Genomic DNA, 24,171 nt, shown 5'->3' with positions numbered 1-24,171 from the left:
GGGAGCCGACGAGGGGAATCGAACCCCTGACCTACGGTTTACAAGACCGTTGCTCTGCCGATTGAGCTACGTCGGCGTGTGGTGCCCTACGAGTTTAGTCGTATGGCATGGGCACCGTCACCGATCATCGATACCGGGTCGGCCGGCTTGGGGTGAGGTCAGCCGCGGCGGCGGAGGCGGGATACCTCGTACAGGGCGATGCCCGCGGCAATGCCGGCGTTGAGGGACTCGGCGGCGGCGTTCATAGGGATGCGTGCCACCACGTCGCAGGCCTCGCGGACGAGGCGGGACAGGCCCTTGCCCTCCGAGCCGACCACGACCACGAGAGGCTCGGTGGCCAGCTCGACGTCGCCGATGTCGGTGGAGCCGGCGCCGTCGAGTCCGATCACGAACAGGCCCTGCTCGCGGTACTCGCGGAGCGTGCTCGTGAGGTTGGCGGCCCGGGCCACGGGCAGGTGGGCCAGAGTGCCGGCGGAGGTCTTCCAGGCCCCGGCGGTGACCCCAGCCGAACGGCGCGAGGGGACGAGAATGCCATGGGCACCGAAGGCCGTGGCGGAGCGTGCGATGGCTCCGAGGTTGCGCGGATCGGTGACGCTGTCGAGCGCGATGATCAGCGGCACCTCGGCGGCGTCCCGTGCCCGCTCGACGAGGTCTTCCGGATGGGCGTACTCGTACGGCGGGAGCTGGAGCGCGAGGCCCTGGTGGACCGCGCCCTCCGTCAGCCTGTCGAGCTTGTCGCGGCTGACCTCGAGCAGGGCGATGCCGCGGTTGGCGGCCATCTTGATCGCATCGCGGATGCGATCGTCGCTTTCGACGCGCTGCGCCACGTACAGGACGTTGGCGGGCACTTCGGCGCGAAGGGCCTCGACCACGGGGTTACGGCCGCCGATGACCTCGGGAGCGTCGTCACGCTTGCCCCCGCGGCTCGGCCGTGCGGGCTGCTTCTCAGGGGTGCGCGGCCCCGCGCCCGGGGCGCTCTGGGCGCTGCGCTTCTTGTCCTTGAACCAGTGGCGCTCATGGGCCGGCGGGGTCGCTCCTCTTCCTTGAAGAGCGGACCGGCCCTGCCCACCGGTGCCCCGTGTGGGGCCCTTCTTCTTCGCGGGCCTACCGGACCCTTTACCCACACCAGCCATGATGCCAGCCTACCGGCGCGATCAGCGGGCCAGTTCCCATCGGGCACCTTGGGGGGTGTCCTCGACCATCACACCCGCCGCGGCGAGCTGGTCGCGGATCGCGTCGGCCGCGGTGTAGTCCTTACGGGCACGGGCGGCCTGGCGCTGCTCCAGAGCCACCTTGACCAGGGCGTCCACGGTGTCGCGAAGGCCGTTGTCGGCCCTTCCCTCCCGCCACTGCGGCGACCGGGGGTCGAGACCGAGCACGTCGAGCATGTTCTGGGTCTCGGCGAGAAGTCGTGCCACCTGCTCCTTGTTGCCGTGGGCGAGGGCGACGTTGCCCTCGCGGACGACCTCGTGGACCACGGCGAGCGCCTGCGGCACCCCGAGGTCGTCGTCCAGCGCGTCCACGAACGCCTGCGGGAGCGGCGCCGCCGCGTCGACGTCGTGGATCACCTCGGCGGCCCGGGTGACGAAGCCCTCGATGCGCTGGTAACCGGCCGCGGCCTCGGCCAGCGCCTCGTCGGAGTAGTCGATCGAGGAGCGGTAGTGGGCGGCCACGAGGTAGTAGCGGAGCTCGACGGCACGCACCTTGCCGAGCATCGCCGGGACCAGGAGGGAGTTGCCGAGGGACTTGCTCATCTTCTCGGCGCCGATCTTGAGCATGCCGTTGTGCAGCCAGTAGCGCGCGAAGCCGTCACCCGCCGCCTGCGACTGGGCGACCTCGTTCTCGTGGTGCGGGAAGATCAGGTCGACACCGCCGCCATGGATGTCGAAGGTCTCGCCGAGGTACTTGGTGGCCATGGCGGAGCACTCGAGGTGCCAGCCGGGACGGCCCGGGCCCCATGGGGTGGCCCAGGTGGGCTCGCCGGGCTTGGCCCCCTTCCAGAGCGCGAAGTCACGGGCGTCACGCTTGGCCGAGTCGGTGTCGGTGTCGGCCGCCGCCCGCATGTTCTCGGGACGCTGGTTGGAGAGCCTGCCGTAACGCTCGGCATAGGACATGACGTCGAAGTAGACGTCGCCGCCCGTGGCGTACGCGTGGCCCTTGTCGATCAGCCGGTGGATCAGCTCGATCATCTCGGGGATGTGGCCCATCGCCCTCGGCTCGACCGTGGGCGGGAGGCAGCCGAGCATGTCGTACGCCCACGTGAACGCCCGCTGGTTGCGCTCGGCGACGACGAACCACGGCACGCCCTCTTCGGCCGCGACTCGGATGATCTTGTCGTCGAGGTCGGTGACGTTGCGGCAGAACGACACGTCGTAGTCGGACCGCATCAGCCATCGGCGCAGGACGTCGAAGTTGACGCCCGAGCGGATGTGCCCGATGTGCGGCGGAGCCTGGACAGTGGCGCCGCACAGGTAAATCGAGACCCGGCCCGGCTGGATGGGGACGAAGTCGCGGACCGCACGGGTGCTGGTGTCATATAGGCGCAGACTCACGAACGCAAGGCTAATGCCTCGCACGCCGTGGCAGGACTGGTTGCCCGACCTCACAGGCCCGCAATACGAATGTGAATCCGCGGGGCTTTCCGCAGGGCCGGAAGGGCCGACCGCCTTCTCGCTAATAGAGCACCTTGTCCGAGATCATTTGGGCAGGTACGTCCAATCTTGTCGGTAGCCTCAACGGTAGATTCCTGGAACGTCCCCGAATCCGGGAATCCGCGCCCCCGACGCGTACAACCAGACGCACACTGGTCGCTCCCGTCTCATTGCTCCCGGCCGTACCCGCGCGGTCGCATCGGCCGGCGCACGGCCGCGGCTCGGGGTTTCGGTCCTCGGTGCGGGCAGGTCCGACGGCGAGGACAGGTCCGACGGCGAGGACAGGGCGGCGGGTTCGGGGGCCAATCTGGTTGGCTGCCGCGTGGCGTCGCGGTCCGCGCCGGTTACGGCAGCGCCGATTCTGTAGGCTCGAAGCGCCATGGACGTCACTCCCCCCTTGGCGGCAGGCCAGTCCTCCCGCCGGACCGCGCCTCTGCCCGTTCCCGCCCAGCCGACCGGAGCGGCCTTGGTGCTGCGCCGCCTCGGGACCGCCGTCGCGGGCCTCGCCGTGGCCGCGCTGGCCGGCGCCGCCTGCGTGCTGTCCTTCGACGCGCTGCGGGCCCTCGCCGTGAGGGGAGGAGCACGGTCCGACCTCGCCTACCTCTATCCGGCCGGCTTCGACGCATTGCTCGGGATAGCGCTGATCAGCGTCCTCCTGGTACGGCCTGCCCGGCTGCTCCTGAGGCTCCAGGCCGCGCTGCTCCTCGCCCTGCTGATCGTGGCGGCCGCCGCGGCCAACGTCGTGATCGCCACGGGCGTCTCCGTCGACGTCCGGCAGGCCGCTGTGGGCGTCGCCGTCGCCCCTTGGGTGATGCTGGTGCTCGGGCTGTGGCTCTTCCTGCTCCCGGCCAGGCGCCTTCAGTCCCACCCCTTGTCGGCGGACGGTCCCGACCACGAGGCGGCGGGCGCCCATCAGCGCGACACCGGCGTCCATGCACGGACGGACATCGTTCCCTTCGGGGCCGAGGAACGTGACCCCGACCTGGCCCCGCCGCTCGAAACGGGCCACGCGTCCGCCCTGGAGCGGGACTTCGCCCCGCATCTGGAGGCGCTGTACACGCCCGAGCCCGAGCCGGTGGTGCCGCCGACGCCCGCTCCAGAAACCCCTCCCGTGGACGAGCTGCCGCCACTGCCGCGTCAGGACAGGGGCGGCGAGGCCGACGAGCGGGTGCCCCCGCGCACGGTTCCGGCTCCCAGGGAAGCCACGAGCCCCCGAGAGGCCCGCGAGGAGAGCAGCGCCTCCGGCTCCGAAGCGGCCGTGCCCGAGCGCGATCACATGAGTGCGGAACAGGACCACGCCGGTTCGGAACCCGGACGGGCGAGTTCGGAGCCTGGAGAGGCCCCACAGGGGCGCGAAGAGCCCCTGCCTGAACACGAACACCCCACCCCACAGCCGTACGAAACTCCGCAAGAGGCCACGGATTCCCACCCCGCGCACGCTCTGCCGGAGCAGGGGTACGACACCCCGCGGGAGCATGTGGCCTCCGACGAGGGGCACGTGGTTCCGGAGCAGGAGCATGTGGTGCCTGAGCCGGAGCCGGAGCAGCGGCTGGTGCCGAAGCCCAGGGCGCGGACCACCCCGTCCCCGCGACCGGAGCGCGCCCCCGACATGCCGCTCCGGTGGGGAGACCTCGTCCGCCCCTCCACCGGCGACGTTCTGGTCCACCCGCTTCCCAAGCCGGCGCGCAATCGCGAGCCCGGCGACACGCAGCCGTACCCGCAGATCACCGACGAGCCGGCCGAGCGGCCGGCCACGGAGGTCTCAGAGGGCGCTGACGAGGCTCCGGCCGCGGACACCCAGCCTTACCCCCATCTGCGCGAGGAGGCCGCTCCGCTGCCCTCTGGGGCGCAGCACGAGACCGACGCCGGTCCCGACCCTGCCCACGACGCCGACAGCGCCGACGAGGAGGAGTCCCCGCGCGCGAGGCGGCAGCCCTACGCAAGCGAGCCCGCGGCACCCCCGTCCGGACGGATGCGCAGCACCCCTCTGCCTCCCGAGGAATAGACCCCGGTACGTCCCGGACGCGCAGCACGCCGCTGCCTCCCGATGGACAGGCCCACACGGGTGGGGAATGCCGAAGATCCGCCCGCTCCCGGGGGGAGCGGGCGGATCTTTGAAGGTGCCGGCGGAGTCGGGCACCGTGCGGGTGACCGCCGTGTTTCAGGGCCTGACGGCCGAGAGATCACACTCGGCGGCTCGAACGTCGGCGAAGGTCACCGTGCGGTGCACTCCGCCTAGGGTCAGACCCTTGTGCGGCCGCGGAGACCGGCCACCAGGCCGACACCGATGACGGCCAGGACCACCTGCATGACGAGTTCGATCCAGTCGATGCCGCTCGTGGTCGCGACACCGAGCACCTGGGCGATCGCGGTACCGATCAGAGCGGCGACGATGCCGACGACGACGGTGAGGATCCAGCCGATGGGCTGACGGCCCGGAAGAATGAGCCGTCCCAGAGCGCCGATGATGGCACCGATGACGATCGCGCCGAGGATGGTTTGAATGGACATATTGAGCCTCCCCTTGAGGGTCGCACCTTCACGCTGAAGAGGTGGCTACCCGCATTTGGGGCTCTAATCCTGGAAAGTAAAAAATGCCTGGTCAGCAGGGCAAAATGAGGACGGCGTCCCGCACCGCGCCGGTTGACGGGGCGCCGCCCTCGGATTCGCGAGTAGTTCGACCCACCCGCCCTTCGGGATCCCGCTGTTATGACGTGCCGGACGGCCCGCCGGTTGGCGGCATTCCGGGGCTTGTCGCGGATTCTCAGAAGACGATCGCCGTGGCGATCGCGGCGACGCCCTCTCCGCGGCCTGTGAGCCCGAGCCCGTCGGTCGTGGTGGCGCTGACGCTGACCGGCGCGCCGGCGGCCGCGCCCAGAACCTTCTCGGCCTCGGCCCGGCGCGGCGACAGCTTGGGACGGTTGCCGACGACCTGCACGGCGATGTTGCCGATCTCGAAGCCGGCCGCGCGCACGTGACGCGCGGCCTCCTCCAGCAGGGTCACGCCGGACGCGCCCGCCCAGCGCGGGTCGGAGGTTCCGAAGAGGCCGCCGAGGTCGCCCAGCCCCGCGGCCGAGAGCAGGGCGTCGCAGCACGCGTGGGCGGCGGCGTCGCCGTCGGAGTGGCCCGCGAGCCCCGTCTCGCCCGGCCAGTGGAGGCCGGCGAGGTGGAGGTCACGGCCGGATGCGAAAGGGTGGACGTCGACTCCGACGCCCACCCTTGGATGTTTGGTGTTCAGGAGTTGAGAACCTCGTCGAGAAGTGCCTCGGCCTTGTCCTCGTTGGTCTTCTCCGCGAGCGCGAGCTCACTGACCAGTATCTGCCTGGCCTTCGCGAGCATGCGCTTCTCGCCCGCAGACAAGCCCCGCTCCTTGTCGCGCCGCCAGAGGTCGCGCACCACTTCGGCCACCTTGTTGACGTCGCCGGACGCCAGCTTCTCGAGGTTGGCCTTGTAGCGGCGGGACCAGTTGGTGGGCTCTTCGGTGTGTGGCATGCGCAAAACATCGAAGACACGCTCTAGGCCTTCCTGGCCTACAACGTCACGCACGCCGACGAGCTCGGCGTTCTCCGCCGGCACCTGAACGGTAAGGTCGCCCTTGTCGACCTTCAGCACCAGATAGGTTCTGTCCTCGCCCTTTATAGTGCGGGTCGTGATGGCTTCGATCCGAGCAGCCCCGTGGTGGGGGTAGACGACAGTGTCGCCGACCTGGAAAGTCATGTGACAAGTACCCCTTCCGCTGTACTCCAGGATACCACGCGCCAGTCCCCTCCCGGAACAGTGAAATCAACATAACTGCAGGTCAAAGCCTCGATTTGGGACTTGACAACCGCCAGACCGTATGAAACTCAAGTCCTGACATGCCCGGTGACCTGCGATGCTGGCCGCGTCCGCGCTCGCACCCGCCCGGCTCTGAGAGGGGTGCGGCGCACGGATAAGGTTGCTTCTGGCCATGCCCATGTGTATCAAGGAGACCTCGAACTGTGACCAGCACCAGCCGTCGCAGGGTGATTGCCGTCACCGCGCTGCTCGCAGCCGCCCCGGCGCTCGCGGCGTGTGGCGCGGGAACCGATGCGAACACCAGCAATGCGTACGCCCCGACTGAGGCCCACGTGCTCATTGACAGCAACGGCACCGGCAAGACCTACGGCAGGAACGGCATCAAGATCCCTCAGGCCTTCCTTCTCGGCCCGGACTCCGGCGCCAAGATCGAGGCGGGCGGTTCCGTCCCGCTCTACCTGTCCATGATGAACTACGGCACCGTGCCCGACTCCCTTGAGGGGGTGGCGGTGGCCGACCAGAGCGCAGCCTCGGTCAAGACGGCGGGCGCGATCGCTCTGCCCCCCGGCAAGCTGGTCAACACCGGCAGGCCCACCTCCACGGTCATCCTGGAGGGCACCCAGAAGCCCCTCCTGGGCGGCGAGAGCATCACCGTGACCCTGAAGTTCGCCAACGCCGGCGACATCAACATGACGATCCCCGTCATCACGCGCAGCCGCGAGTTCAGCAGCCTGTCGCCCGCCCCCAGCGCCGTCCCGTCCGCCACCCCGGCTCCGACGACGTCCGCGAGCGTCCCCGCTCCGAGCGCGACTCCTGCGGCGAGCGGCTGAGACTTCCCCAAAGGCTCCTAAAAGGGCCCTCAAAGGGCCAAGAGCCCATAGAAGGCCAAAGGCCCGGTTCATCCATGAACCGGGCCTTCTCGCTGCCGCTCAGCCCCTCGGAGAGGGCTATCCCGGCAGGGCCGAGGTCACCCCTCGGCGGGGTCGAACTTGTAGCCGAGCCCGCGCACGGTGAGGATGCAGCGCGGGTTGGACGGATCGGCCTCGACCTTGGCCCTCAGACGCTTGACGTGCACGTCCAGGGTCTTGGTGTCGCCGACGTAGTCGGCCCCCCACACCCGGTCGATCAGCTGGCCGCGCGTGAGCACCCGGCCCGCGTTGCGGAGCAGCACTTCGAGCAGCTCGAACTCCTTGAGCGGGAGCTGCACCTGACGCCCCCGTACGGCGACGATGTGGCGGTCGACGTCCATGCGGACGGGGCCGGCGGCGAGGACCGCCTGCTCGATCTCCTCGGCGTCGCCCTGCCTGCGCAGCACCGCGCGGATGCGCGCGACCAGCTCACGCGAGGAGAACGGCTTGGTGACGTAGTCGTCGGCGCCGAGCTCCAGGCCGACCACCTTGTCGATCTCGCTGTCCTTGGCGGTCAGCATGATCACCGGGACCTTCGAGCGCTGCCGCAGCGAGCGGCAGACCTCCGTACCCGGGAGGCCGGGGAGCATCAGGTCGAGAAGCACCAGGTCGGCGCCGCTCCGGTCGAAGGTGTCGAGAGCCTCGGGGCCGGTGGCCGCGACCGCGACCTCGAACCCCTCTTTGCGAAGCATGTAGGACAGGGCGTCAGAGAACGACTCCTCGTCCTCGACGACGAGCACGCGGGTCACTGCGCGGCCTCCAGAGAGTTCGATGTGCTTGGTACGGCTATCGCCGTGCCGCCGAAGGCCGGCAGACGAAGGGTGAAGGTGGAGCCCGAGCCTTCCTTGCTCCAGACCGTCACCTCGCCGCCGTGCGCCACGGCGACGTGCTTGACGATGGCTAGGCCGAGACCCGTGCCGCCGGTGGCCCGCGATCGGGCGGCGTCGACGCGGAAGAAGCGTTCGAAGATGCGTTCCTGCGAGCTCTCGGGGATGCCGATGCCCTGGTCGCTGACGCTCACCTCGACCACCTCGCCGGCGGGCCTCGCGCTCACCACGACGCGGGTGCTCTCGGGGCTGTAGGCGACGGCGTTGTCGATGAGGTTGCGCAGCGCGGTCACGAGGAGCTCGTCGTCGCCCCACACGCGCAGGCCCTCGGTGCCCCCCGCGACCAGGGCGATGTCCTTGGCCGACGCCTTGGTGTTGCACCGGTCGATGGCCTCGTGGAGCACCTCGTCGACCGGCACGCAGCCGGGCGTGGGGATCGGCTCGCCGCCCTGGATGCGGGACAGCGTGATCAGATCTTGGACGAGGTAGGTCAGGCGGGCCGCCTCGTGCTGCATGCGCCCCGCGAAACGGGTGACGGCCACGGGGTCCTCCGCGGCGTCCTGGATCGTCTCGGCCAGCAGGCTCAGCGCCCCGACGGGGGTCTTGAGCTCGTGGCTGACGTTGGCGACGAAGTCACGGCGCACGGCCTCGACGCGGCGGCGCTCGGTCTGGTCCTCGGCGAGGACGAGCACCTGCCCGTGGGTGCCGAGAGGCGCGACCCGGACGGCGAACGTGGTGGTCTCCAGGCCGAACTTGTGGCCCGCCACCTCGAACTCGCTCTCACGGATCTCACCGTCCCTGCGGACCTGACGGGCGAGCGCGAGAAGCTCGGCGGCCATAAGGTGATCGCCCTTGACCAGGCCGAAGGCGCGGGCGGCCGAACTGGCCCGCAGCACCTTGTCGTCGCGGCCGAGGACGACGGCGGAGGAGGGCAGCACGGCCAGCACCGACGCCACCCCCTGAGGCAGGACGGCGTCGGAGTTCTCGACAATGTCGGTGCGGCGTTTGTCCCTCGGGCGCACCGCCACCATCGCGATCGCCCCGACGACAAACCCCGCCAGAGCGGCCAGGCTCGCCACGATCTCACTCACGCCTTCGATGGTAGGCGGCCTTCTTCGCTGGCCAGGACCTCACGAAGGCCCCTTTCCTGGAGAGTTCATCTCCTGGACGAAGTTCGTTCACGAACGCGCGCGTAGCGTGAGCCGCATGCGCGACGCCTTCCACGATGAACTCAACGCTCTCACCGACCGGCTGGTGGAGATGACCAGCCTGGTCCGCTCGGCCATCTCGAGGGCCACCACCGCACTGCTGGACGCCGACCTCCAGCTCGCCGAGAGTGTGATCTCCCAGGACGAGGAGGTCAACCGGCTCTACGCGGAGATCGAGTCCTCCATCTTCGAACTGCTGGCCACGCAGCAGCCCGTCGCCGTGGACCTGCGCATCGCCATCACCGCCCTGCGGATGGGCGGCGACCTGGAGCGCATGGGCGACCTGGCGGAACACGTCGCGAAGATCGCACGGATGCGTCACCCCGACTCCGCGATCCCGGCGGAGGTGCGCGACACGATCCTGGAGATGGGCCAGATCGCCGAGCGCCTGGTCACCAAGACCGGCAGCTGCATCGCCACGCACGACGTCGAGCTGGCGAAGGAACTGGACGACGACGACGACGCGATGGACAGGCTGCACCGCAGGCTGTTCCGCGTGCTGCTGTCGAAGGACTGGGCGTACGGCATCGAGCCCGCGATCGACATCACCCTCACCGGCCGCTACTACGAGCGGTACGCCGACCACGCCGTCCGCGTCGCCCGTGACGTGGTCTACCTCGTCACCGGCAGCCGCGACAGCGACGCCGCCTCCTGACACCAAAGGCGCCCAGGCGCATGAGAGAGCCCCGGACCTTCGTGGTCCGGGGCTCTCTTGCCGTGTGTGGGGGTGTGGCTACTTGCCCTGGTTCGCGACGGCCTCGATGGCGGCCTTGGCGGCCTCGGGGTCGAGGTACTCGCCGGCCTTGAGGGGCCTGAAATCGGCGTCCAGCTCGTACCGCAGGGGGATGCCGGTCGGGATGTTCAGCTTGGCGATCTCCTCGTCGCCGATGCCGTCCAGGTGCTTGACCAGGGCGCGCAGGGAGTTGCCGTGGGCCACCACCAGCGTGGTGCGCCCGGCCGCGAGGTCGGGGACGATGCTGTCGTACCAGTAGGGCAGCATGCGGTGGACGACGTCCTTCAGGCACTCGGTGCGGGGCATCAGCTCGGACGGCAGCGTGCCGTACCTGGCATCTCCCACCTGCGAGAACTCATCGTCGTCCGCGAGGGGCGGGGGCGGGGTGTCGTACGAGCGGCGCCACAGGGCGAACTGCTCGTCGCCGAACTCCTCGCGGGTCTGCGCCTTGTTCTTGCCCTGGAGTGCGCCATAGTGGCGCTCGTTGAGCCTCCAGGACCGGGTGACCGGCAGCCACAGCAGATCGGCGGCGCCGAGCGCGAGGTTCGCGGTCTGGATCGCCCGGGTCAGCACCGAGGTGTGCACCACATCGGGCCGCACCCCCGCGTCGAGCAGCAGGGCGCCGCCGCGCCGGGCCTCGTCCTCACCAGTGGACGAGAGCGTGACGTCGACCCATCCGGTGAACAGGCCCTTCGCGTTCCACTCACTCTCGCCATGCCGCAATAGCACCAAAGTAGCCATGCGCCCAAGCTTAAGGGTGCGCCCGGCGCGGTCACTCGGCCTTCGGCCTGCTGCGTTCCACGATGCCCTCGAACGCGCGGAGGTTGGCCAGCGACTCTCCCCGCTTGACCCGCCAGTCCCACTCGCGGCGGATGGAGGTGGAGAATCCCAGCTCCAGGGCCCGGTCGAACCACTCGTCCGCGTAGGTCAGCACGCAGCCGAGCAGGCGGTCGATCTCCTCGTCGGAGACCGCGGCCAGCGGCAGGTGACCGACGAGGTGGACGTCTCCGACGGAGTCCAGGGCGAAGTGGACGCCGTACATCGAGCCGTTCTTGGACAGCAGCCAGCGGTAGAACGCCACGTGGTTCTCATCGGGCCGGCGGCAGAAGAACGCCTCGACGTGCAGCGCCTGGTCGGAGATGGTGAGCCAGGTCATTGTGGCCAGTTTGTGCTGGCCGGGCAGCTTGACCAGGAAGGAACCCGGGCGCGGTCGCTCGTAGGTGATCTCCGCCGCCTTGAGCGCGGACTCGACAACTGCCTCGTGATCCATACCAGTGCACACTCCCGCATTCCTGTCCGGCTAAACCCCTGTGTATCAGGAACCCCGCACTACAGGTTGGCGGCCATCGGCACGCGGTGGAGCCGGGTCATGGCTCCGGCGTAGACCTCCATGAGGCGAGCGGCCGTGGCCGACCAGCCGAAGCCCGCGGCGTGGTCCCGCGCCCCGGCGGCCATCGAGTCCCGCCAGAGCGGGCGGTCGACGAACTCGCGGAGCGCCTTGGCCCATACGTGCGGCTCGTGCCCGTCGACGAGAAGCCCCGAGACGCCGTCCTTCACGGCCGTGCGCAGCCCGCCCACCGAGGCCGCCGCGACGGGGGTGCCGCACGCCTGCGACTCCAGTGCCACAAGGCCGAAGGACTCGTTGTAGGACGGGACGACCGTGACGTCGGCCGCGCGGTACCAGTCGGCGAGCTCGTTCTGGGGAGCGGGTGGCGCGAGCCGCAGGATCTCGGGGATGCCGAGGGCGGTCGCCAGGTCGGTGAGGTAGGAGGGACGGGCGAGCCCGTTGCCGCTGGGCCCTCCCACGCAGGCGACGACCAGCCTGGACCGCAGCGAGGGATCGTCGGCGACCATGCGCGCCGCCGCCCTGAGCAGGACGTCGGGGGCCTTGAGCGGCTGGATGCGGCCGACGAAGAGCATGATGTGGGCGTCCTGCGGCAGGTCGAGCCTGCGCCGGGCCGCGCCCTTGGAGGCCGGCTGGAACACCTGGAGGTTGACCCCCGGGTTCACCACCGCCACACGCTCGGAGGGGGCGTGGTAGAGGTCGATCAGCTCCCGCGCCTCGGCGGCGGTGTTGGCCACGAGCCGGTCGGACATTCCGACGACCTGCTCCTCGCCCAGCACGCGCGCCACCGGCTCCGGCCTGTCGCCGTCGGCGAGCAGGAGGTTCTTGACCTTGGCCATGGTGTGCATGGTGTGCACGAGCGGCACGCCCCAGCGTTCCTTGGCGAGCCAGCCGACCTGGCCGGACAGCCAGTAGTGCGAGTGGATCACGTCGTAGTGCCCGGCCTCGTACATCGCCTCGGTGCGCAGCACGCCGGACAGGAACGCGCAGAGCTGCCCCGGGAGGTCACCCTTGTCGAGTTCCTCGTACGGCCCGGCGGTGACGTGCCGGACGGTGACGCCCGGCTCGATCTCGACGGTCGGAGGGAGGTCGCGGGCCGTCTGCCTGGTGAAGATCTCCACTTCGACGCCGAGCCCGGCGAGGCGCTTGGCCACCTCGACGATGTAGACGTTCATGCCGCCCGCGTCGCCGGTACCCGGCTGGTCCAGCGGGGATGTGTGCATGCTGATAGTCGCCACCCGGTTGATCCGGCGTGCGACAGGCACTCGCGGCACCTGACACCACCTCCAGACGGGTTATAACTGTCGGATACTTCCTGAGATTCCCGGATAAGGGTTGCGCGGCCCGGCGCAACCCCTACCCAGCCACGCTGGGAGGATGACCACCGGGCGACCCACCGGCGTGACCAGGGGCGCCAGGGCACCGAGGCACCAGAGGCGACCGTAAGGACGAGACATGAGCAAGACAGCTGTGGTGACGGGCGCGAGCAGCGGCATCGGCGAGGCCACGGCGCGACGGCTCGCGGCCGAGGGCTTCGACGTCGTGGCGGCGGCCAGGCGCCGTGACCGGCTCGACATGCTGGCGGCCGAGGTCCCCGCGATCCGGCCCGTCACGCTCGACGTGACCTCCGACGAGTCGGTGGCCGAGCTGGCCGCCTCGCTCGACCGGTGCGACGTGCTGGTCAACAACGCGGGCGGGGCCGTCGGCCTCGAGCCGGTCGCCGAGGGCCTGGTCGACGACTGGCAGCGCATGTACGAGGTCAACGTGCTCGGCTCGCTGCGGATGACACGGGCGCTGCTGCCCAAACTGATCGAGTCGGGGGACGGCGTCCTGCTCATGCTGACGTCGGTGGCCGGGCTGGTCTCCTACGAGGGCGGCGGGGGCTACTGCGCGGCCAAGCACGCCCAGACCTCCATGACCGAGACCCTGCGTCTTGAGCTGTGCGGGGAGCCGGTGCGCATCGTCGAGGTGGCCCCCGGCATGGTCTACACCGAGGAGTTCTCGCTCACCCGCTTCCGCGGCGACGCCGAGCGCGCCGAGAAGGTGTACGAGGGCGTCCCGAACCCGCTGACGGCCGACGACGTCGCCGACGCGATCGCCTGGTGCGTCACCCGCCCCGCGCACGTGAACGTCGACCGGCTCGTCATCCGCCCGCGCGCCCAGGCCGCGCAGCACAAGGTCCACCGGATCTCCTGACCATGAGGATCCGACGGTGAGGGCGGGTGGGGGCAGGCCGGTCGGCGAGATCACCCGGGGGACCACGGGGCACAACCGCCTGCGCCGCTCCGACCGGTGGACGGCCGCGGTGTACGGCCCGCTGCTGGTCTCCGCCGACCGGCCGCTGGTGGCCGACCTCGGGTACGGGGCCTCGCACGTCACGACCTCAGAGCTCTTCGTACGGCTGCGCAGGGTCCGGCCCGATGTGGAGGTGGTCGGCGTCGAGATCGACCCGATCCGCGTCGCGGCGGCGAAGCCGTACGAGCGGCCGGGCCTGTCCTTCGTGCGCGGCGGCTTCGAGCTGCCCGTGGGCAGGCGGCCGCTGATCGTCCGCGCGTTTAACGTGCTCAGGCAGTACGGCGAGGCGCAGGCGTGGGAGGCGTGGGACCTGCTGAGATCTCGCGTGGCGGACAACGGGGTGATCGTCGAGGGCACCTGCTCTGAGATCGGCCACCGGGCCGCGTGGGTGACCTTGGACGCGAGGGGGCCGCGCACCCTCACCCTCTCGGCCCGGCTCGCCGGATTCGAGCGTCCCTCGGACCTCGCCGAGCGGCTGCCGAAGGCGCTGATCCACCGCAACGTGCCGGGCGAGCGCGTCCACGACTTCCTGCGGGACTTCGACCACGCGTGGGCCCTGTCCGCGCCGTACGGCGCCTACGGCGTGCGGCCCCGCTGGATGGCCGCGGTGGAGCGGCTGGCCGGCGCCTGGCCGGTCGCCGCCGCTCCCCCGCTCGGCGGCAGGCGCCGCTGGCGCCTCGGCGAGGTCACCCTCCCCTGGTCTTCCCTGGCCCCGGACGAGCGCCCGTCCGCCTGAGCTCCTAGGTGAGCCGCGGTTCAGGCGGGCGGGCGCCCACCTGAGGCTTCGGACTCAGTCGCGGTTCAGGCGGGCCAGCGCGTCCTCGAAGGCCGCGTACGCGTCCGCGCCGAACAGCACGAAACGGACCTCGGTCACCTTGGTGGACGCCTGGCTCACCGTGGTGAGGGCGATGCGGGCGGCGTCGTCCATCGGCCACCCGTAGATGCCCGCCGACACCGCGGGAAAGGCGACGACCTCGGCCCCGAGCGAGTCGGCGACCTTCAGGGACTCGGCGTAGCACGAGGCGAGCAGGTGAGAGCGGTCCTGCGACTTGGCGTACACGGGGCCGACGGTGTGGATCACCCACCGCGCCGGCAGCCGTCCCGCCGTGGTCGCGACGGCCTGCCCGGTGGGGAGACCCTTCTCATACTGGGACGCCCGCAGGGCCCGGCACTCCTCGAGGATCTCGGGGCCGCCACGCCGGTGGATCGCGCCGTCCACCCCGCCGCCGCCCATCAGGGAGGAGTTCGCCGCGTTCACGAGCGCGTCCACCCGCTGCTCGGTGATGTCACCCTGCACCAGTTTTATGTCCATAGAGCTGTGGCCTTTCACGACAGTTCGCCCTTCGCGTCCAGTCTGCACGCGGCGCCGCACGGTAGGCCCGCACGGCCGAGACGGCCCTCTACACGACGTAGTACTACCCGAGGTAGGCTTGTCGCGTGAAGGGTCTCGGCGAGCTTGAACGCAGCATCATGGACATCCTGTGGGCCCACGGGGCCCCCTTGACCGCCAGGGAGGTCGGCCGTCTGATCGCCGATCGCGACCTCGCCCCCACGACGGTCATGACGGTTCTCGACCGGCTGACCCGTAAAGGTTTCCTCAACCGCACCCGTGACGGGCGCGCGTGGCGCTATGAGCCCGGTGCGAGCCGCGACGCATACGTCGCTGAGCTTATGCTGGAAGCTCTCGACATGACCGGTGACCGTTCGGCGGCGCTCACGCGCTTCGCCCAGACGGTCTCGGGCTCCGAGGCCGAAATCCTGCGCAAAGCACTCACGGAGCTGGAAGAAGAGTGATCATGGCCGCTGTCCTTGCCGCGCTCGCCACGGCGTGCGCGGTAGGTGCATGGCGGCTCACGTCCGCCCGGTGGCCGTGGCGCGCCCCCCGGGCGGCCATCCTGCTCTGGCAGTCCCTCGGGGTGACGTGGGGCCTCGCCACCGTCGGCGCGATGCTCGCGTACGCGCTTGAGCCCTACGGCGGAGGCGTGCTCTACGGGCTGCGCTCGTTCGTCGAGTCGGCGATCTCCTTCGGCATGGGGTACGGCCTGATGAAGCCGTACGACCTGCCCCGCGTCGCCGCGCTCGCCGCCGGCCTGACACTTCTCGCCGTGCTCGTCGTGGTGCTGCTCGCCGCGGGGGCGCAGACCCTGCGCGCCCGGCGCAGGCACCGCGTGCTGCTCTCCCTCATCGCCCGCGACGACCCCGGCGTGCCGGGCGTGCGGGTGGTCGACCATCCGGGCGCGGCGGCGTACTGCCTGCCGGGCCTCAGGTCGGAGGTCGTGGTCAGCGCCGGCACGCTGTCGCTTCTCGACGCCGACGAGCTCACCGCCGTCCTCGCCCACGAGGCCGCGCACGTGCGCGAGCGTCACGACCTGGTCCTGCTGCCGTTCACCGCGCTCAACTGGTTGCTGCCCTGGCTGAGCGTGGTGCGCAACGCCCACTCCTCGGTCGCCCTGCTGGTCGAGATGGCCGCCGACGACCGTGCCCGCCGCTACTGCTCGCCACGCCGCCTGGCGACCGCGCTGCTCCGGTTCGGTACGGCCGGGGCCGTGCCCGCGCCGAACGGGGCGCTGGGCGCGGCCGGCGAGCAGGTGATGGCGCGGGTCAACCGCCTGATCAAGCCCGGCGTCGCGCTACCGAGGCGGTTCAGGTACAGCCTTGTCACGTTCTCGGTGCTTCTGTCGGCCTCCGCGCCCCTTCTGTGGATCTATCCCGGCTGACATCCCCAGTGCTTGCTGGAGTTTGCCACCGTGTTTGCATTTGCAAGCACGGTGATGCAGACTAAAAGCATGGAACTACCGAAGGTCGGCTCAATCGGTGAGTACATCCGCGATCAGCGGAAGCAGGCGAAGATCTCCCTGCGCCAGCTCGCCACCCAGGCGGGGGTCTCGAACCCCTACCTGAGCCAGATTGAGCGCGGGCTGCGCAAGCCGAGCGCGGAGATCCTGAACCAGATCGCCAAAGGTCTGCGGATCTCGTCGCAGGCGCTCTACGTGCAGGCGGGCCTCATCGAGGACCGCGAGCCGGACAGCGACGTGCTGGCCGCAGTGCGGGCCGACGGCACTCTCACCGAGCGGCAACGTCAGGTGCTGATCGATATCTACGAGTCGTTTCGCAAGGAGAACCGAGCCGAGGCTCCGGCCGAGACCGAGCGGACCTCCCAGAACGCCCGGCCCGAGCCGGAGACCCCAGGGGTCGACGCGGTTCTCGCACAGGGGAGTGTGACCTCCTCGCCGAACGGCCGCATCAAACCGGAACCCAAGGAAGGTTAACCCATGCCTCTGAACGCCGAGGTCAAGAAGCTCGCCGAGTCCAAGCCGTTCTACGCCGTCGCCGGCGCGGGCGACTTCGCGGTCGAGAAGCTGCGCGAACTGCCCGAGCAGCTCCAGCGCCTGCAGTCCCGCCGGGTGGAGTCGGGCGCCACTGCCCGCGACCTGCCGCACATCGCGCGGAAGTACGCCAGCACCGTGCAGGTCAAGGCCGAGGCGGTCGCCAAGGACCTGCCCGAGAAGGCCAAGGAGTACGCCGACACGATCAGCGCCAAGGCCGCGCTGCTGTACGACCAGTTCGCCAACCGTGGACGCAAGGTCGTCAGCAGGGTGACGGGCGAGGCCGCGCTTGAGCTGGAGGAGGTCTCCACCAGCGCCCAGCCGACGACCGCCACCCGCACCACGCAGGCCCGCAAGAGCACCCGCGGTACCGGCCCCAAGGCCTGAACGCCACCGAACGCCGATGAAAGCGCGGCCCGTCCCGGAACCCGGGGCGGGCCGCGTCCGTTGTCGGGGTACGGCCCGTGCGCGTTGTGCGGGCACGGGCCGTCCAGCACGTTCAGACCAGGCCGTGGCCACCCGTCGCGGCCCCCCGGGAGGTCTCCGTCCGGGCTAGGCTGAACCCGGCCAATCACATGACCCCTTGGAGAGGCGATGTTCGAGATTCACGGCTTCCTGGATCTCATTTTCTGGGTGCTCGCCATCGGGGCTTTCGGCCTGTGCGCATGGGCTCTGGTCCACGCGCTGAGGACCCCGGCCCGGGCCTTCGCCATGGCGGGCAAGCTCAACAAGCGTCTCTGGTTGCTGATCCTCGGCCTCGCGACCCTGTTCTCGTTCGCCGCCGCCGTGCAGTACCTCTCGGTGCTCAGCATCTTCACCGTCGCGTCGGTCATCGGGTCGGGCATCTACCTCGCCGATGTGAAGCCCGCCGTGGGCGAGATCGGCAAGGGCGGAGGGAACAGCGGCCCGTACGGGCCCTGGTAGCGGCACGCCGTCCCATTTGTTGGTGATTGATCAGCTATGAGAGTCTAGTCCCGGGGTCCCACGCCGACCGCTAGGCTGACGCTCCATGGTCAATCTCGTCCATCGGCTCACGCTCGCGCTCGCGCTGGCCGTCCTCGTCGCGACCCCGGCCCACGCCTCGGCCGACGGCGTGACCAAAGCGGACGTCACCGCGGAGCTGCGCCCCGGCGGCGTGCTCCACGTCAAGGAGCAGATCAGCTACACCGGACAGGTCCGGCGCACACTGCTCACGAGGACCAGGTACGACGACGCCAGCGACCGCGTCTACCGCGTCACGAACTTCAAGGGCGACGGCACCCTCACCGGCGACACCATCACGCTGGGCGGCAAGGGCACCGCGACGATCGAGTACGACGTGGCGGGCGCCGTCACGCCGGTCGGCGGCGGCGAGGAGCTGCGCTGGTACGTCGTCAGCGGCTGGTCGGCGCCGGTCAAGGACGCCGTCGTGAAGCTGAGCGGCCCTGCCCCCCTCCAGAGCCTCTCGTGCTTCGCCGGGGACCTCACCTCCGCCACCGGCTGCACCGCGGCCTCGATGGACGAGAGCGGCACGCGGGCGGAGTTCGAGCAGCAGGGGCTCGGCCCCTCCCAGGCGCTGACCGTCGTCGCCGGCTTCCCCCCGGGCGCCAGCGGCGGCCGGCCGATCCTCGAGCGGCGGTTCGAGCTGGCCAACGCCTTCACCGTCAGCCCGCTCACCGGCGGCGCGCTCGTCGCGCTCCTGGTGCTGCTGCTCGGCGGCGTCGCGCTGCTCTACTGGACCCGCGGCCGTGACGCCCGCATCCTCGACAGCGAGGCGGGCGGCACGGTCAACCCGCTGCTCGACGGCCGGTTCTCCCCGCCCGACGGCGTGCGCCCCGGGCAGATCGGCACACTGATCGACGAGCAGGCCGACGTGATCGACGTCACGGCGACCATCGTCGACCTCGCGGTCCGCGGCTTCATCCACATCGAGGAGCAGCCCCGAGGCACCTACGACGCCCCCGACTGGCTGCTGGTGAAGGTGGCCAACGCGCCCGTGGAGACCCTTCTCGCCTACGAGCGCGCGCTGCACCTGGCGATCTTCGACGGGCGCGACTCGGTGCTGCTGTCCCAGCTTCACGGCTCCTTCGCGGCCGGGCTCGGCAAGGTGCGCGACGCGCTCTACCGCGACGTCGTCGCCCAGGGCTGGTTCGCCCGCCGCCCCGACTCGGTGCGCACCCGGTGGACCACGATCGGGGTGGTCGTCACCGGCCTCGGCGTGCTCGCCACCGTGCTGCTCGCCTGGCTGACGACGTACGGCCTGCTCGGCCTCGCGCTGATCATCGCGGGGGCCGCCCTGGCCGTCGGCGGGCAGTACATGCCGGCCAAGACCTCAAGGGGCTCCTCGGCCCTCGCCCACACCCTCGGCTTCCGCGACTACCTCGCCGCGGGCGAGATCGGCGAGGTGCCACCGGCCCAGCGCATCGAGCTGTTCTCCCGCTACCTGCCGTACGCCGTGGTCTTCGACAACGTCGACCGCTGGGCCCGCGTGGTGGCCTCGCTGAACGGCAACGGCGAGCAGGCCGACAACCTGTACTGGTACCACGGGCCCGCCGAATGGGACCTGTCGAAGTTCGCCGACTCCATGCGCACCTTCACGCTGACCACCTCGGGCGCGATCTCCACGTCCCGCCAGTTCCGCCGCTCGATCTGAGCCTGCGAAAGACGGCGGATCACACCTGGCCGCGTACGCGGACCTCCCCCACGGGATGGCCTCCGCCGAACTGCGGCGGGCTGGCGAGCGCGTCCAGCTCGGGGGCGTCCAGGCCGAGCCCGAGGGCGCGCAGGACGGCCACGGTCACCGGCACCCTGGCCCGCTGGCCGCCGTCCTCGATCTTGACGGTGGCCGCGCGGCCGTCCTCGAAGGCGAGCGCGTCGAAGGCCTCGGCCCCCGACTTGACCATGAGCCCCGGCACGGCGCGCATCAGCGCGGCCTCAGGGCGGGAGGTGCCCGAGGTCCACTTGGGGTGGGCGCGCATGGCGTCGGCGATCCGCCGCTCGTACGTGCCGGGCGCGGCCAGTGTGAGGGCCCGGAAGGCCCGCGCGACCCCGGCCATGGAGGCGAAGAACAGCGGTGCGCCGCAGCCGTCGACTCCGGTGGCCGCGACCCGCTCGCCGGTCAGCTCCTCGGCGGTGGCGCGGATCGCCCGCTGCAGGGGGTGCCCCGGGTGCAGGTAGTCGCCGGTGGACCAGCCGTTGACCACGCAGGTGGCGAGCATCGCTGAGTGCTTCCCCGAGCAGTTCATGGTGATGCGGGCCGGTCCGCCCCCGGCGCGCAGCACCTGGTGCGCCGTCGCGGTGTCAATGGGAAGGTCCTCGGGACACATGAGGGCGGTGGCGTCGAGCCCCGCGGTCGCCAGGATCCTGGCGGCCCCCTCGACGTGGAATTCCTCGCCGGAATGGCTGGCGCAGGCGAGCGCGAGAAGCTCACCGTCCAGGTCGAGCCCCGCGCGGAGCATGCCGAGCGCCTGCAACGGCTTCATCGACGAGCGCGGCGAGGCCGCCGCGGCGACGTCACCGTGCACGGCCACCGGCACCCCCTCGGCGTCCAGGGCGAACACCCGGGCACGATGGACGGACTCCACGAACCCGGAACGGACGACTTCCACAATCAATGGCACAGCGGACACTTGGTCTCCTTTCGCCCCTGAGTGTACGGACGGCGCACGCGCGCCGTTCACGCCGTTCGCGCCCGCCGGGTGGCGGTGGAACAATCGTGGACCATGCGTGCCGTTGTTCAGCGGGTGAGTTCCGCGTCCGTGGTCGTCGACGGGCAGACCGTGGGGGCGATAGACGAGCCCGGCCTGCTCGTGCTGGTCGGCGTGACCCACACCGACGGCCCGGCGGAGGCCGCGAAGCTCGCCGCCAAGCTCTGGGGGCTGCGCATCCTGTCCGGAGAGAAGTCCTGCTCCGACGTCGGCGCGCCCCTGCTGGTGGTCAGCCAGTTCACGCTCTACGGCGACGCCAGGAAGGGCCGCCGCCCCACCTGGCAGGCGGCGGCGCCCGGCCCGGTCGCCGAGCCCCTCGTGGACGCCGTGGTGGCCGAGCTGCGCTCGGCGGGCGCCCGCGTGGAGACCGGCGTGTTCGGGGCCGACATGAAGGTCGCGCTCGTCAACGACGGCCCCATCACGCTGATCATCGAGACCTGAGCCCCCGCGCCCGTACGACGGGCGGCGGGGTCAGCGGATGCGGCGGCGCAGGCCGGGGTCGATGGTGACGTTGCGCCCTGCGTCCGGCGGCACGATGACCTCCTGGCCGGCGGGGACGCCCCCGGCCAGCAGCGAGATGTCCACAGGAACGGTGCGCTTCACCACGGCCAGGGCGATGGGCCCGAGCTCGTGGTGGCGGGCCGAGGAGCCGACGAAGCCGACCTGGCCGGGCTCGGCACTGCCCTCCACCGCGGCCTCCGGGTCGGCCTCCCTCGGCGACCCCACGCCGAGGGTCACCGGCGCGCCGTGCGGCGGCAGGGTGTCGACGCTGCCGTCGAGGTGCAGGAAGACCAGGCGGCGCGGCGGGTGACCGAGATTGTGCACCCGGGCGACGGTCTCCTGGCCCCGGTAGCACCCCTTGGTGAGGTGGACGGCCGAGCCGATCCAGCCGACCTCGTGGGGGATGGTCTTGTGGTCGGTGTCGAACCCCGCCCGGGGCAGGTGCGCCTCGATGCGCAGGGCCTCGTACGCCCACAGGCCGGCCGGGCGCAGGCCGAGCTCCTCGGCGAGCCCGCCGAGCCGCTCGCGCGGGACCAGGAGGTCGCCGCCGATCGCGATCGCGCCTTCGGGCACGGGCCGCGCGGCGCCGTCGCCCGCGCCGGGGGCGAGGACGGTCACCACGGCGTAGGCGGCGGTCACGTCGGCGACCTCGACGCGGAGCATGAACCGCATCTTCTCCAGGAAGGCGACCATCGCGGCGGAGGTGCCGGGCTCGACGTGCGCCCAGACGGACTCGCCGTCGTCGACGAGCGTCAGGTGATGCTCCAGCCTGCCCTGCGCGTCGAGGAGCAGCGTCTGCGTGGGCGTGCCCGGCGCCAGCGTGTCGAGCTTCTGCGAGCTGAGGTCGTTGAGCCACCTGAGCCGGTCGGGCCCGGAGATGCGGACGACCTCGCGGTTGCTCCGGTCGACCAGGGCCTGGCCCTCCGCGAGCGCGCGTTGCTCGGCGTACAGCTCGCCGTAGTGCGCGGCGACGGTGTCATCGGGTGACTCGGCGGCTACGGCTCCTGGCGTGTCCAGCAGAGGGCTTCGCATGGCTCCAGGCTATTGCGCTCAGGCGGATATCCGCGCACTCAGGGGCGGCAGTCGCGGCACCGGCCGAACACGGTCAGGTGGTGGACGTCGGTCTCGAAGCCGAGCTCGCTCTCGAGCTTGGACACCATGCCCGCGACCAGCTCCGGCCTGACCTCGGTGATCTGGTCGCAGCCCCGGCACACCAGGTGGACGTGGTCGGCCTTGCTCGCCAGGTGGTAGGTGGGGGCGCCGTGCCCGAGGTGGGTGTGGGTGACCATGCCCAGCTCTTCGAGGAGCTCCAGCGTGCGGTAGACGGTGGAGATGTTGACGCCTCTGGCGGTCTCCTGCACCTGGCCGCAGATGTCCTCGGGGGTGGCGTGGCCAAGCCGGGTGACCGCCTCCAGCACCAGCTGGCGTTGCGGAGTCACCCGGTATCCACGCGCGCGCAGCTCCTCGTGCCATGTCCCGGTCATGCACCGAGTCTACGAGCCCCGCGCGAGGGGCGAGGGCCGTACGCGGACCCTTGCGGGGACGGCGCGGGGATCACCCCGGCCGGCGCGCCCGGGGCCTGGCGAGACGCCGTTCAGGCAGGTTGGGGCCGGCCGGAAATATTCGCTTGCCTGCCTCGGAGGTGCTCGCATAGCGTACGAAGCACGCAGAAGGGAGGTGGTCCGAACAATGGTTAGTCATTATTGGGCTAGCGAGGTGGCTGTCCGCTAGGGCATCGCCAAGTCAGGACCTTCCGTCCAGACGTCGTGCCCTCCCGGGCACTGGTGGCGTCCAGGCGAATCCACGACAGACACCGGAACCCCGGGCGGCCGGCGGGGGGAGCTCTCTCCTCCCATGGTCCAGTCGGCCCGTCTCATCAGGAGACGGAGCACGCCCGGGGTTCTTTTCGCTTTTCAGGCCCGCTTCTCAGCCGGCCTTTCCAGCCCCGCTTCTCAGCCGACCTTCTTCAGCTCGGCCGACAGGTGCGAGGTCAGCGGCTGGCCCTCGGCCGCCATGTCGTACGCGTACATGAGGTTGCCCTCGACCAGGCCGTACAGCCGGTGCCCCGCGGTGTACTCCTTGGCGGTGGAGGTGCGGGCGACGACGTCGGTGCGCATCTCGATCTTGTGGAACACCACCTCGCCGAGGTAGATCTCGACGATGCCGGTCGGGTGGGCCAGCACGATCTCCAGCTGCCGCTCGGGGAGCGCCCGCCAGTACCCGGACTCGGTGGCGAGGGGCCTGACCATGTTGCCTTCGTCGTCGAGCAGCCAGGTTCTGCTGGTGTAGCTCAGGAACGGCTTGCCGTTGTGCTCGAAGGTGATCTCCTGGCCGAACCGGAAGCTCTCGATCGTCGGGTAACCGCCCACCCCGGCGCCCTCCCACCTGCCCAGCAGGAAGGCGATCGGCTCAAGGGCGGGATGCAATGACTGGGACTCCATGGCACATGAGCCTAAATGCCCGCCCGCGCGGCTCGCGCCGCGACACCGAACGGGACATTCGCCTGGTGGATCCGCGTCGTCCGCGCATAGGCTCAGACCATGGCACGATCAATGGTGATAAAGGTGACGGCTGGTTCAGATGCCCCCGAGCGGTGCAATCAAGCCTTTACCGTGGCAGCCGCCGCCGTGGCCAGTGGCGTCCCCGTGTCGCTGTGGCTGACCGGGGAGTCGGCGTGGTTCGGCCTGCCCGGCCGGGCGAAGGAGTTCACCCTCGCAGAGGCGACTCCCCTGCAGGACCTGCTCGACATCGTTCTGGCCGCGGGCAAGGTGACCGTGTGCACGCAGTGCGCGGCGCGCCGGAAGATCGGCGTGGCGGACCTGATCGACGGCGTGCGCATCGCGGGCGCCCCGACGTTCGTGGAGGAGGCGCTCGGCGAGGGGGTCCAGGCGCTCGTCTACTGAGACCGGAACCC

At 70.6% G+C, this 24,171-nt stretch carries 28 protein-coding genes and 1 tRNA gene; 13 read left to right on the top strand and 16 right to left on the bottom strand.

Annotation, left to right across the window (positions count from 1 at the left end):
- Window positions 1-3: 3 nt before the first annotated feature.
- The 3 genes from ACOZ38_RS05010 to cysS form a co-directional block, all read right to left on the bottom strand.
- Window positions 4-76 (bottom strand) — tRNA-Thr (locus tag ACOZ38_RS05010).
- A gap of 82 nt (window positions 77-158) precedes the next feature.
- Window positions 159-1,133 (bottom strand): 23S rRNA (guanosine(2251)-2'-O)-methyltransferase RlmB, encoded by a 975-nt coding sequence (rlmB, locus tag ACOZ38_RS05005; protein WP_424529017.1) that lies wholly within the window; start codon window positions 1,131-1,133, stop codon window positions 159-161.
- 21 nt (window positions 1,134-1,154) lie between these two features.
- Window positions 1,155-2,552, bottom strand: a complete 1,398-nt coding sequence (gene cysS / locus ACOZ38_RS05000; protein ID WP_424529016.1) for a cysteine--tRNA ligase — start codon at window positions 2,550-2,552, stop codon at window positions 1,155-1,157.
- A 478-nt stretch (window positions 2,553-3,030) separates the two neighbouring features.
- Here cysS and ACOZ38_RS04995 point away from each other — a divergent pair, with 478 nt between their 5' ends.
- Window positions 3,031-4,656, top strand: coding sequence for a DUF2637 domain-containing protein (locus ACOZ38_RS04995; protein ID WP_424529015.1), 1,626 nt, complete (start codon window positions 3,031-3,033; stop codon window positions 4,654-4,656).
- 236 nt (window positions 4,657-4,892) lie between these two features.
- On the opposite strand, the gene ACOZ38_RS04990 is transcribed toward ACOZ38_RS04995, so the two are convergent.
- The 3 genes from ACOZ38_RS04990 to ACOZ38_RS04980 all read right to left on the bottom strand — a co-directional run bounded on the left by ACOZ38_RS04990 (window position 4,893) and on the right by ACOZ38_RS04980 (window position 6,368).
- The gene (locus ACOZ38_RS04990) at window positions 4,893-5,162 is read right to left on the bottom strand and encodes a GlsB/YeaQ/YmgE family stress response membrane protein (protein WP_405144398.1); all 270 of its coding nucleotides are present in this window, start codon (window positions 5,160-5,162) and stop codon (window positions 4,893-4,895) included.
- Window positions 5,163-5,415: 253 nt separating this feature from the next.
- Window positions 5,416-5,868 carry a 2-C-methyl-D-erythritol 2,4-cyclodiphosphate synthase gene (gene ispF / locus ACOZ38_RS04985; protein WP_424529014.1) on the bottom strand — a complete coding sequence of 151 codons (453 nt, stop codon included), beginning with the start codon at window positions 5,866-5,868 and terminating at the stop codon, window positions 5,416-5,418.
- A gap of 17 nt (window positions 5,869-5,885) precedes the next feature.
- Window positions 5,886-6,368, bottom strand: coding sequence for a CarD family transcriptional regulator (locus tag ACOZ38_RS04980; protein WP_114028347.1), 483 nt, complete (start codon window positions 6,366-6,368; stop codon window positions 5,886-5,888).
- Window positions 6,369-6,631: 263 nt separating this feature from the next.
- Between ACOZ38_RS04980 and ACOZ38_RS04975 the strand changes: the two genes are divergently transcribed.
- Complete coding sequence (locus ACOZ38_RS04975; protein ID WP_424529013.1) at window positions 6,632-7,258, top strand: copper chaperone PCu(A)C; 627 nt, start codon at window positions 6,632-6,634, stop codon at window positions 7,256-7,258.
- Between the two features lie 137 nt (window positions 7,259-7,395).
- Here the strand turns inward: ACOZ38_RS04975 and ACOZ38_RS04970 are convergent, their stop codons facing one another.
- Both ACOZ38_RS04970 and ACOZ38_RS04965 read right to left on the bottom strand, forming a co-directional pair.
- Window positions 7,396-8,085 carry a response regulator gene (locus tag ACOZ38_RS04970; protein WP_405144395.1) on the bottom strand — a complete coding sequence of 230 codons (690 nt, stop codon included), beginning with the start codon at window positions 8,083-8,085 and terminating at the stop codon, window positions 7,396-7,398.
- Window positions 8,082-9,194, bottom strand: coding sequence for a sensor histidine kinase (locus tag ACOZ38_RS04965; protein WP_405152227.1), 1,113 nt, complete (start codon window positions 9,192-9,194; stop codon window positions 8,082-8,084). The genes ACOZ38_RS04970 and ACOZ38_RS04965 overlap by 4 nt, the downstream gene beginning before the upstream one ends.
- Before the next feature lie 175 nt (window positions 9,195-9,369).
- Between ACOZ38_RS04965 and phoU the strand changes: the two genes are divergently transcribed.
- On the top strand, window positions 9,370-10,026 hold the full coding sequence (phoU, locus tag ACOZ38_RS04960; RefSeq protein ID WP_424529012.1) for a phosphate signaling complex protein PhoU: 657 nt from the start codon (window positions 9,370-9,372) through the stop codon (window positions 10,024-10,026).
- Between the two features lie 78 nt (window positions 10,027-10,104).
- Here the strand turns inward: phoU and ACOZ38_RS04955 are convergent, their stop codons facing one another.
- The 3 genes from ACOZ38_RS04955 to mshA are packed head-to-tail and all read right to left on the bottom strand — an operon-like array spanning window position 10,105 to window position 12,714.
- The gene (locus tag ACOZ38_RS04955; RefSeq protein WP_424529011.1) at window positions 10,105-10,845 is read right to left on the bottom strand and encodes a phosphoglyceromutase; all 741 of its coding nucleotides are present in this window, start codon (window positions 10,843-10,845) and stop codon (window positions 10,105-10,107) included.
- A 31-nt stretch (window positions 10,846-10,876) separates the two neighbouring features.
- Window positions 10,877-11,374, bottom strand: coding sequence for a YbjN domain-containing protein (locus ACOZ38_RS04950; RefSeq protein ID WP_424529010.1), 498 nt, complete (start codon window positions 11,372-11,374; stop codon window positions 10,877-10,879).
- Between the two features lie 59 nt (window positions 11,375-11,433).
- Window positions 11,434-12,714 (bottom strand): D-inositol-3-phosphate glycosyltransferase, encoded by a 1,281-nt coding sequence (gene mshA / locus ACOZ38_RS04945; RefSeq protein ID WP_424529009.1) that lies wholly within the window; start codon window positions 12,712-12,714, stop codon window positions 11,434-11,436.
- A 190-nt stretch (window positions 12,715-12,904) separates the two neighbouring features.
- Here mshA and ACOZ38_RS04940 point away from each other — a divergent pair, with 190 nt between their 5' ends.
- Window positions 12,905-13,645, top strand: a complete 741-nt coding sequence (locus tag ACOZ38_RS04940; protein ID WP_424529008.1) for an SDR family NAD(P)-dependent oxidoreductase — start codon at window positions 12,905-12,907, stop codon at window positions 13,643-13,645.
- Between the two features lie 16 nt (window positions 13,646-13,661).
- On the top strand, window positions 13,662-14,480 hold the full coding sequence (locus tag ACOZ38_RS04935; RefSeq protein ID WP_424529007.1) for a class I SAM-dependent methyltransferase: 819 nt from the start codon (window positions 13,662-13,664) through the stop codon (window positions 14,478-14,480).
- A gap of 54 nt (window positions 14,481-14,534) precedes the next feature.
- Here the strand turns inward: ACOZ38_RS04935 and ACOZ38_RS04930 are convergent, their stop codons facing one another.
- Window positions 14,535-15,056, bottom strand: coding sequence for an O-acetyl-ADP-ribose deacetylase (locus ACOZ38_RS04930; protein ID WP_424529006.1), 522 nt, complete (start codon window positions 15,054-15,056; stop codon window positions 14,535-14,537).
- A gap of 125 nt (window positions 15,057-15,181) precedes the next feature.
- Between ACOZ38_RS04930 and ACOZ38_RS04925 the strand changes: the two genes are divergently transcribed.
- The 6 genes from ACOZ38_RS04925 to ACOZ38_RS04900 all read left to right on the top strand — a co-directional run bounded on the left by ACOZ38_RS04925 (window position 15,182) and on the right by ACOZ38_RS04900 (window position 19,702).
- The gene (locus tag ACOZ38_RS04925; RefSeq protein ID WP_405144332.1) at window positions 15,182-15,538 is read left to right on the top strand and encodes a BlaI/MecI/CopY family transcriptional regulator; all 357 of its coding nucleotides are present in this window, start codon (window positions 15,182-15,184) and stop codon (window positions 15,536-15,538) included.
- A 2-nt stretch (window positions 15,539-15,540) separates the two neighbouring features.
- Window positions 15,541-16,461 carry a M56 family metallopeptidase gene (locus ACOZ38_RS04920; protein WP_424529005.1) on the top strand — a complete coding sequence of 307 codons (921 nt, stop codon included), beginning with the start codon at window positions 15,541-15,543 and terminating at the stop codon, window positions 16,459-16,461.
- 12 nt (window positions 16,462-16,473) lie between these two features.
- The gene (locus ACOZ38_RS04915; RefSeq protein WP_405144329.1) at window positions 16,474-17,013 is read left to right on the top strand and encodes a helix-turn-helix domain-containing protein; all 540 of its coding nucleotides are present in this window, start codon (window positions 16,474-16,476) and stop codon (window positions 17,011-17,013) included.
- 3 nt (window positions 17,014-17,016) lie between these two features.
- Window positions 17,017-17,457, top strand: a complete 441-nt coding sequence (locus tag ACOZ38_RS04910) for a hypothetical protein (protein WP_424529004.1) — start codon at window positions 17,017-17,019, stop codon at window positions 17,455-17,457.
- 207 nt (window positions 17,458-17,664) lie between these two features.
- Window positions 17,665-17,994, top strand: a complete 330-nt coding sequence (locus ACOZ38_RS04905) for a DUF2516 family protein (RefSeq protein WP_405144325.1) — start codon at window positions 17,665-17,667, stop codon at window positions 17,992-17,994.
- Between the two features lie 85 nt (window positions 17,995-18,079).
- Window positions 18,080-19,702 (top strand): DUF2207 domain-containing protein, encoded by a 1,623-nt coding sequence (locus ACOZ38_RS04900; RefSeq protein WP_424529003.1) that lies wholly within the window; start codon window positions 18,080-18,082, stop codon window positions 19,700-19,702.
- A 19-nt stretch (window positions 19,703-19,721) separates the two neighbouring features.
- Here ACOZ38_RS04900 and ACOZ38_RS04895 read toward each other — a convergent pair whose 3' ends face one another.
- Window positions 19,722-20,669 carry an asparaginase gene (locus ACOZ38_RS04895; protein WP_424529002.1) on the bottom strand — a complete coding sequence of 316 codons (948 nt, stop codon included), beginning with the start codon at window positions 20,667-20,669 and terminating at the stop codon, window positions 19,722-19,724.
- 102 nt (window positions 20,670-20,771) lie between these two features.
- Between ACOZ38_RS04895 and dtd the strand changes: the two genes are divergently transcribed.
- On the top strand, window positions 20,772-21,197 hold the full coding sequence (dtd, locus tag ACOZ38_RS04890) for a D-aminoacyl-tRNA deacylase (protein WP_424529001.1): 426 nt from the start codon (window positions 20,772-20,774) through the stop codon (window positions 21,195-21,197).
- Window positions 21,198-21,227: 30 nt separating this feature from the next.
- On the opposite strand, the gene ACOZ38_RS04885 is transcribed toward dtd, so the two are convergent.
- The 3 genes from ACOZ38_RS04885 to ACOZ38_RS04875 form a co-directional block, all read right to left on the bottom strand.
- On the bottom strand, window positions 21,228-22,289 hold the full coding sequence (locus ACOZ38_RS04885) for a YgfZ/GcvT domain-containing protein (RefSeq protein ID WP_405144317.1): 1,062 nt from the start codon (window positions 22,287-22,289) through the stop codon (window positions 21,228-21,230).
- Between the two features lie 38 nt (window positions 22,290-22,327).
- The gene (locus ACOZ38_RS04880) at window positions 22,328-22,741 is read right to left on the bottom strand and encodes a Fur family transcriptional regulator (protein WP_363915189.1); all 414 of its coding nucleotides are present in this window, start codon (window positions 22,739-22,741) and stop codon (window positions 22,328-22,330) included.
- 468 nt (window positions 22,742-23,209) lie between these two features.
- Entirely contained in the window at window positions 23,210-23,698 is a 489-nt protein-coding gene (locus ACOZ38_RS04875) for an FABP family protein (RefSeq protein WP_405144315.1), read from the bottom strand.
- A 99-nt stretch (window positions 23,699-23,797) separates the two neighbouring features.
- Here ACOZ38_RS04875 and ACOZ38_RS04870 point away from each other — a divergent pair, with 99 nt between their 5' ends.
- Window positions 23,798-24,160, top strand: coding sequence for a DsrE family protein (locus tag ACOZ38_RS04870; protein ID WP_405144313.1), 363 nt, complete (start codon window positions 23,798-23,800; stop codon window positions 24,158-24,160).
- The last annotated feature ends 11 nt before the right edge of the window (window positions 24,161-24,171 follow it).

Origin of the sequence: Sphaerisporangium viridialbum (genome assembly GCF_049674955.1) — a bacterium.
Classification (GTDB): domain Bacteria; phylum Actinomycetota; class Actinomycetes; order Streptosporangiales; family Streptosporangiaceae; genus Sphaerisporangium; species Sphaerisporangium viridialbum.
This window is presented reverse-complemented; position numbering and strand designations above follow the sequence as displayed.